The following is a 5,265-nucleotide window of genomic DNA, read 5'->3' on the forward strand; positions in this document are numbered from 1 at the left end:
GAGGAAAAAACGGTGCCAGTAGTATTTCAATCTGCGGCTGATATGTCTCCAGGTCACTATCCTGGAGTGGGCCCAATAATTTTGGAAATGTTCTTATAAGCTCAAGAACTTCTTTCGCTTTTTCTGCTTCGATATGATCCTGGCTTTCGGCCTGTTGTTCCCACCATTTGATCAGTTTCCGAAAGCTGAAAATCATCTGGGTCGGCAGTGGCATCTTTTCTGTAAGATCCTGGTTGATAAAATGTCGGATATAGGTCATAATGACTAAGACTTAATGCAGAATAAGGCTTAATGCAAATTTACGCATTGTAGCTTTTGTTAACCCACCATTAATCATTTATATTCCTTTTGCAGAATTATTTATATTTCATTTGCACCCCATCAATCGTTTTCATCTCCCCTGTGTCTATAAAACACATACAGCTGCCGATCTCCTTCAAAATCAAAGGTTTGAATTTATCTCACGAATCAACACTTTTTATATAGTGGAGATGGTAGCCAGTTAACGGCTGTTAATGAAACATTCCCGTTAAAGTTCAATCAAAAAAAAGTTAACTTAGAAAGAAGATAAAAACTATAAAATGAAATACCTGTTAATATTGTTTTCATTTACGGTACTGAATGGTTTTGTGGATGGAAAACTATATCCAACGCATAACAATTATACTTCGCCTAACATAAATTATACACCTCCATTTAAAAATTACGAGCTCACAAATGAAGAGGTTAAAATGATGCTGGGTGTAATTGCCGATTCCATGTCCAGTAAAGATAGTACCGGCGAGGGATGGTATCTGAGAAAGAATCGAACATACACTGCTAATATTAAGGAGAACAATCAAATCAGGATAAGCAATCTTTACTATGCCTACGAGCGCCATGCTTCCATCGATATAGCTGATAAGCTGATCGATTCTTATTTTGCCTCAAATAAAAACAGCCTGGGCTACCAACAATTAAGCGGCTACGGAGATGAAGGTTTTTTTCATACGGATGATGAAAATTTCTGCACTTTTGTTGCCCGTAAAGGTAAAGTGTTCATCCGTTTAAAGGTAAATAAACTCACCTCAAAATCGAATCCCGAAGCAGTGAAACGAATTGGCAAGCAATTGTTGAGCAGGGTTTGATGGAATAAATATCAATCGTCAGAAGGCACTTCGGGTCAGGATGAATCACGAAAATCTCTCAGCTCTAGTAAACTCAAATCAGGGTTGACTTATCTATATATCCCTGAAACCGGTGACAAAACCTTGCAGGAATTATTCTTACTTTTAAAGAATATATACTCTTTATAAACAAAGAATACATACCCTCATAAACAACCATTATGCAATCGACAGCAGTTTTTCAGGAGAGAACTGTCGCAACACCAGCGACTGCAGTTTCTCAAAGAAGAATCGAATCCATTGATATATTACGTGGCATTGTTATGGTGATCATGGCGCTTGACCATGTGAGAGATTATTTTCATATTGGCGCCAATACCGATGATCCACTAAACCTCGCCACTACCACACCCCTGCTGTATTTCACAAGGTGGATAACACATTTTTGTGCCCCGATATTTATTTTTCTTTCCGGTACTTCTGTTTACCTGCAGAGCTTACGTAAAACCAGGAAGGAACTGGGGATTTTTCTTTTAAAGCGCGGGGGCTGGCTGATTGTGGCAGAGATAGTGATTATTGCATTTGGCTGGACTTTTAACCCGGCAATGAACATCATCCCTTTGCAGGTGATCTGGGCGATTGGAATCAGCATGGTGATTTTAGGTTTGCTGGTATTGATTCGTGTGCCATATTATGGAATACTGGTATTGGGTGCCATGCTTGTAATGGGTCATAATCTCCTGGATTTCCCTGAATCCGCTCCCGGGTTCCGGTCTAATTTCTGGTGGGATCTTTTTCATCATGGTCATTTCATCACATATGAATATGCACCTAATCATGTTGCGATGCTTGTTTATCCTTTTCCACCCTGGACTGGGTTGATGATGCTAGGTTATTGCCTTGGCAAATTGTTTACGCCGCAATTTAGTTTGCAACAAAGACGTAAGATCCTGGTAGGCCTGGGTCTCGGATCGATCCTGTTTTTTATTGTCTTGCGTTTTTCAAATATTTATGGTGATCCTGCCAAATGGACCGAACAAAAGAATTTTCTTTATACTTTCTTTTCATTTATCAAACTAAATAAATACCCGCCTTCCTTATTGTACCTCTGTGTCACTATCGGCCCCGCTTTATTGATATTGCCATTCCTGGAGCAGGTCAGGAACTGGTTTACAAAAGTGATGGTTGTTTTTGGAAGAACGGCATTCTTCTATTATATCCTGCATATTTACCTCATTCACCTACTTGCTGCGATTTTCTTTTTTGCCAGGGGGCACTCCTTTGAAGATGCAGCAAATGTCGGCAGTAATTTTCCTTTTATGTTTGTTGCTCCCGGTGAAGGCTATAGCCTGGGAATAGTTTACCTGGTTTGGGCATTGGTTGTTATAGCTTTATATCCATTATGCAAAAAATATGATGATTATAAAACAAGCCATCGGGAGAAATGGATGCTGAGTTATCTATAAGCAATTACCAAACGATTCATCTTTCATTCAAATATTGTCAGGTAAACTTACTATTATTTTGCTGTTTTATTTGGCCATTTTCTTTATCGAATCGAGAAAAATCTTCTTAATACTGTTTTGTTCTTCTTTTGAGATGATACTTTCTATGGTTGGGAGAAGTTTCTTGTTATGCCTTGTGTTCAGCTTAAGAATTTCTCCTAACGCAAAAGCAGCACTCCAGCGTACCACAGTTCCTTCGTGGGTGGTATTCACAAGCAGGTTGGCAATTGGCTTATCCAGTTCTTCAGCAAACAATGACGCTGTGTTCCCAATCACCTTTGCACTTTCCCATTTTACCCTTGGTGCTTTGTCTTTAAGTGCATCTGTCACGAATTGAAAAACCTCTTTAGTGGCAATTGCGGGATCTTGTTTCGTTGCAAATTCCAGCCCTTCGATGCAGGTTGCTTTGACCGGGTCCTTAGCTCCCTCCGCAAATTCCAAAAGTTCTTTTATGGATAATTTTTTGTCGACTATCCAACTACTCAATATTTCAGTTTTAGCCTTTGTCTTGACAGTCTTATCCTTAAACAGATCTTCAAGATTGACCATTTGAATATGATTTGATGCATGTTAGAAATAACATCCCGTCCGTATTTGTGTTCAGTGGTTAAAGTTTGGGACTCTCCGACTTAATTAATAAACCAGCTAATTTTATTAAGCGTCAATTACACCTTAAACGCACACTGGGCATAATCCTGATATACCGGTCTCAAGGTCACCTTAGGATATTGTCAATCTCTTTGAGTTCTGATTCCGAAAATGTAGTATTATCTAGACATTTCAAAGAATCAGTAACCTGTTCCGGTTTACTTGCTCCAATTAACACAGAGGTTATCCGGTTGTCTTTAAGTATCCATGAAAGTGCCATCTGTGCCAGGTTTTGTCCTCGCTTCAATGCAATTTCATTTAGCTTTTTGACCTTTGCAATTTTATCATCAGTAATGGCATCTTCTTCTATTGCGCCGTTTCCACGATGAGAAGCCGCCCTCGAACCTTCGGGTATGCCTTGCAGGTATTTGTTGGTCAATAAACCTTGCGCCAAAGGTGAAAAAGGAATACAGCCGACACCATTTGTTTCAAGCACTTCGAGTAATCCATTCTCCACACTCCTTTCAAACATTGAATATTTTGGCTGATGGATCAGGCATGGAGTTCCCAGGCTTTTTAAAATATTGCAGGCTTGCTCTGTCTCGGTTGGACTGTAACTCGAGATCCCGACATATAAAGCCTTGCCCTGGCGGACGATCAGGTCCAGCGCATGCATGGTTTCTTCCATCGGTGTTCCGGGGTCAGGACGGTGATGATAATAAATATCGACATAATCTAGTCCCATCCGCTGAAGGCTTTGATCAAGACTAGCCACCAGGTATTTTTTTGACCCCCAATCACCATAAGGACCATCCCACATTTTCCATCCGGCCTTTGTGGATATGATCAGCTCATCGCGAAGGTCTCTAAAATCTTCTTTGAAGATGCGACCGAAGGTTGACTCTGCAGAGCCTCCAGGAGGACCATAGTTATTGGCAAGGTCGAAATGAGTAATGCCATTGTCAAATGCAGTCCTGAGAATATTTCTTGCATTTTCGACATCATCAATAGCGCCGAAATTATGCCAGAGGCCGAGAGACATGGCGGGTAGTTTTAAGCCACTATTACCGCAACGTTTGAATTCCATTTTATTGTAACGATTCGAAACCGGAGTATACTTCATGTTTAATTAGTCTTTACTAGCTGCGTAATTTACAATCATTCTTGCATATACGCTTTTCCACTCACCAAATAATGCGTGTTTTAACTCTCTAAAGTTGAACCCGAGCATGGTGATTTTCTTCAATTCGTCACGCGATTTGAAAGCATCGTTTTTCGCAGGATAGTCTACAATGTTTTTTGCAACGGTGGAGCTAAGCCCGGAAACACATGTTAACAGATGTTTGCTGGCAGTGTTCAGATTAACACCGACATGGTTCACACAACTTTCAACGATGCGATCCGGTTCACACAACTTTCAACGATGCGATCCGGTTCATCTTTCGGTTTTGTTTGATTCACATCATGCTGGTCCTGCCCCGATTGATTTGGCATCAATCTTTATAAGTTCGCTCAATGGATCAAGCAAGTGCTGACCAATACTCAACGCACCACGAAACTGGAGGAAAATTACAACGATTCGAGGATAGACTAAATTATTGCCAGGAAACCAGAGACCCCAACCAACTAATGACTGATTTGAAACGTAAATATTTAACTTGCGTGTATTTACATCAATGATTTGCTTTAAAATATTCATTGCCTTAACCATTGCAGTCTGGGCTGTTCCTCTTGGAGGCAAGGGGCAGAATCTTGTGTTCAACGGCAGCTTTGACGAGCCAAACGTTTGCACAGAATATGAAGCGAAATGCGCCCCTGCGGCCTGGTTTTATGTATATGCCACCGGGCCGGGCTGGGGATATAAACCTAAGATCAACAGCAGCCCTTACGCCATACAACTTTTTTCTGCCCGGAAAAAGGATAATACCCGTTCTTTTTGGCAAACAATGCTTTCTCAACCAGTAGTTCCAGGACAAGAGTACTTAATAGAGGTAGATGTCTCAGCCGAAAATGGCGGGCCAAATATGAATGATATTGGTATAGTGCTTACCAGGAAAATGTACTTT

7 protein-coding genes are annotated in these 5,265 nt (G+C 40.6%); 3 read left to right on the forward strand and 4 right to left on the reverse strand.

The window, feature by feature from the left end; all coding sequences use genetic code 11:
- On the reverse strand, window positions 1-259 hold a 259-nt coding region (locus tag VK664_RS01080; RefSeq protein ID WP_461396742.1), incomplete at its 3' end, for a hypothetical protein.
- Between the two features lie 322 nt (window positions 260-581).
- Between VK664_RS01080 and VK664_RS01085 the strand changes: the two genes are divergently transcribed.
- The gene (locus tag VK664_RS01085) at window positions 582-1,127 is read left to right on the forward strand and encodes a hypothetical protein (RefSeq protein WP_461396743.1); all 546 of its coding nucleotides are present in this window, start codon (window positions 582-584) and stop codon (window positions 1,125-1,127) included.
- 200 nt (window positions 1,128-1,327) lie between these two features.
- Entirely contained in the window at window positions 1,328-2,572 is a 1,245-nt protein-coding gene (locus tag VK664_RS01090) for a DUF1624 domain-containing protein (protein ID WP_461396744.1), read from the forward strand.
- 66 nt (window positions 2,573-2,638) lie between these two features.
- On the opposite strand, the gene VK664_RS01095 is transcribed toward VK664_RS01090, so the two are convergent.
- The 3 genes from VK664_RS01095 to VK664_RS01105 all read right to left on the reverse strand — a co-directional run bounded on the left by VK664_RS01095 (window position 2,639) and on the right by VK664_RS01105 (window position 4,580).
- Window positions 2,639-3,160, reverse strand: a complete 522-nt coding sequence (locus tag VK664_RS01095; RefSeq protein ID WP_461396745.1) for a HEAT repeat domain-containing protein — start codon at window positions 3,158-3,160, stop codon at window positions 2,639-2,641.
- Between the two features lie 166 nt (window positions 3,161-3,326).
- A complete protein-coding gene (gene mgrA, locus VK664_RS01100) occupies window positions 3,327-4,322 on the reverse strand; it encodes an L-glyceraldehyde 3-phosphate reductase (RefSeq protein ID WP_461396746.1) in 996 nt (331 codons plus the stop codon).
- A gap of 6 nt (window positions 4,323-4,328) precedes the next feature.
- Window positions 4,329-4,580, reverse strand: coding sequence for a helix-hairpin-helix domain-containing protein (locus VK664_RS01105; protein WP_461396748.1), 252 nt, complete (start codon window positions 4,578-4,580; stop codon window positions 4,329-4,331).
- A 277-nt stretch (window positions 4,581-4,857) separates the two neighbouring features.
- Here VK664_RS01105 and VK664_RS01110 point away from each other — a divergent pair.
- Window positions 4,858-5,265 (forward strand): hypothetical protein (locus VK664_RS01110; RefSeq protein ID WP_461396747.1); only part of this gene is annotated, 408 nt, incomplete at its 3' end.

Source organism: Flavitalea sp. (assembly GCF_035489435.1).
In the GTDB taxonomy this organism is placed as follows: Bacteria; Bacteroidota; Bacteroidia; order Chitinophagales; family Chitinophagaceae; genus DATHKG01.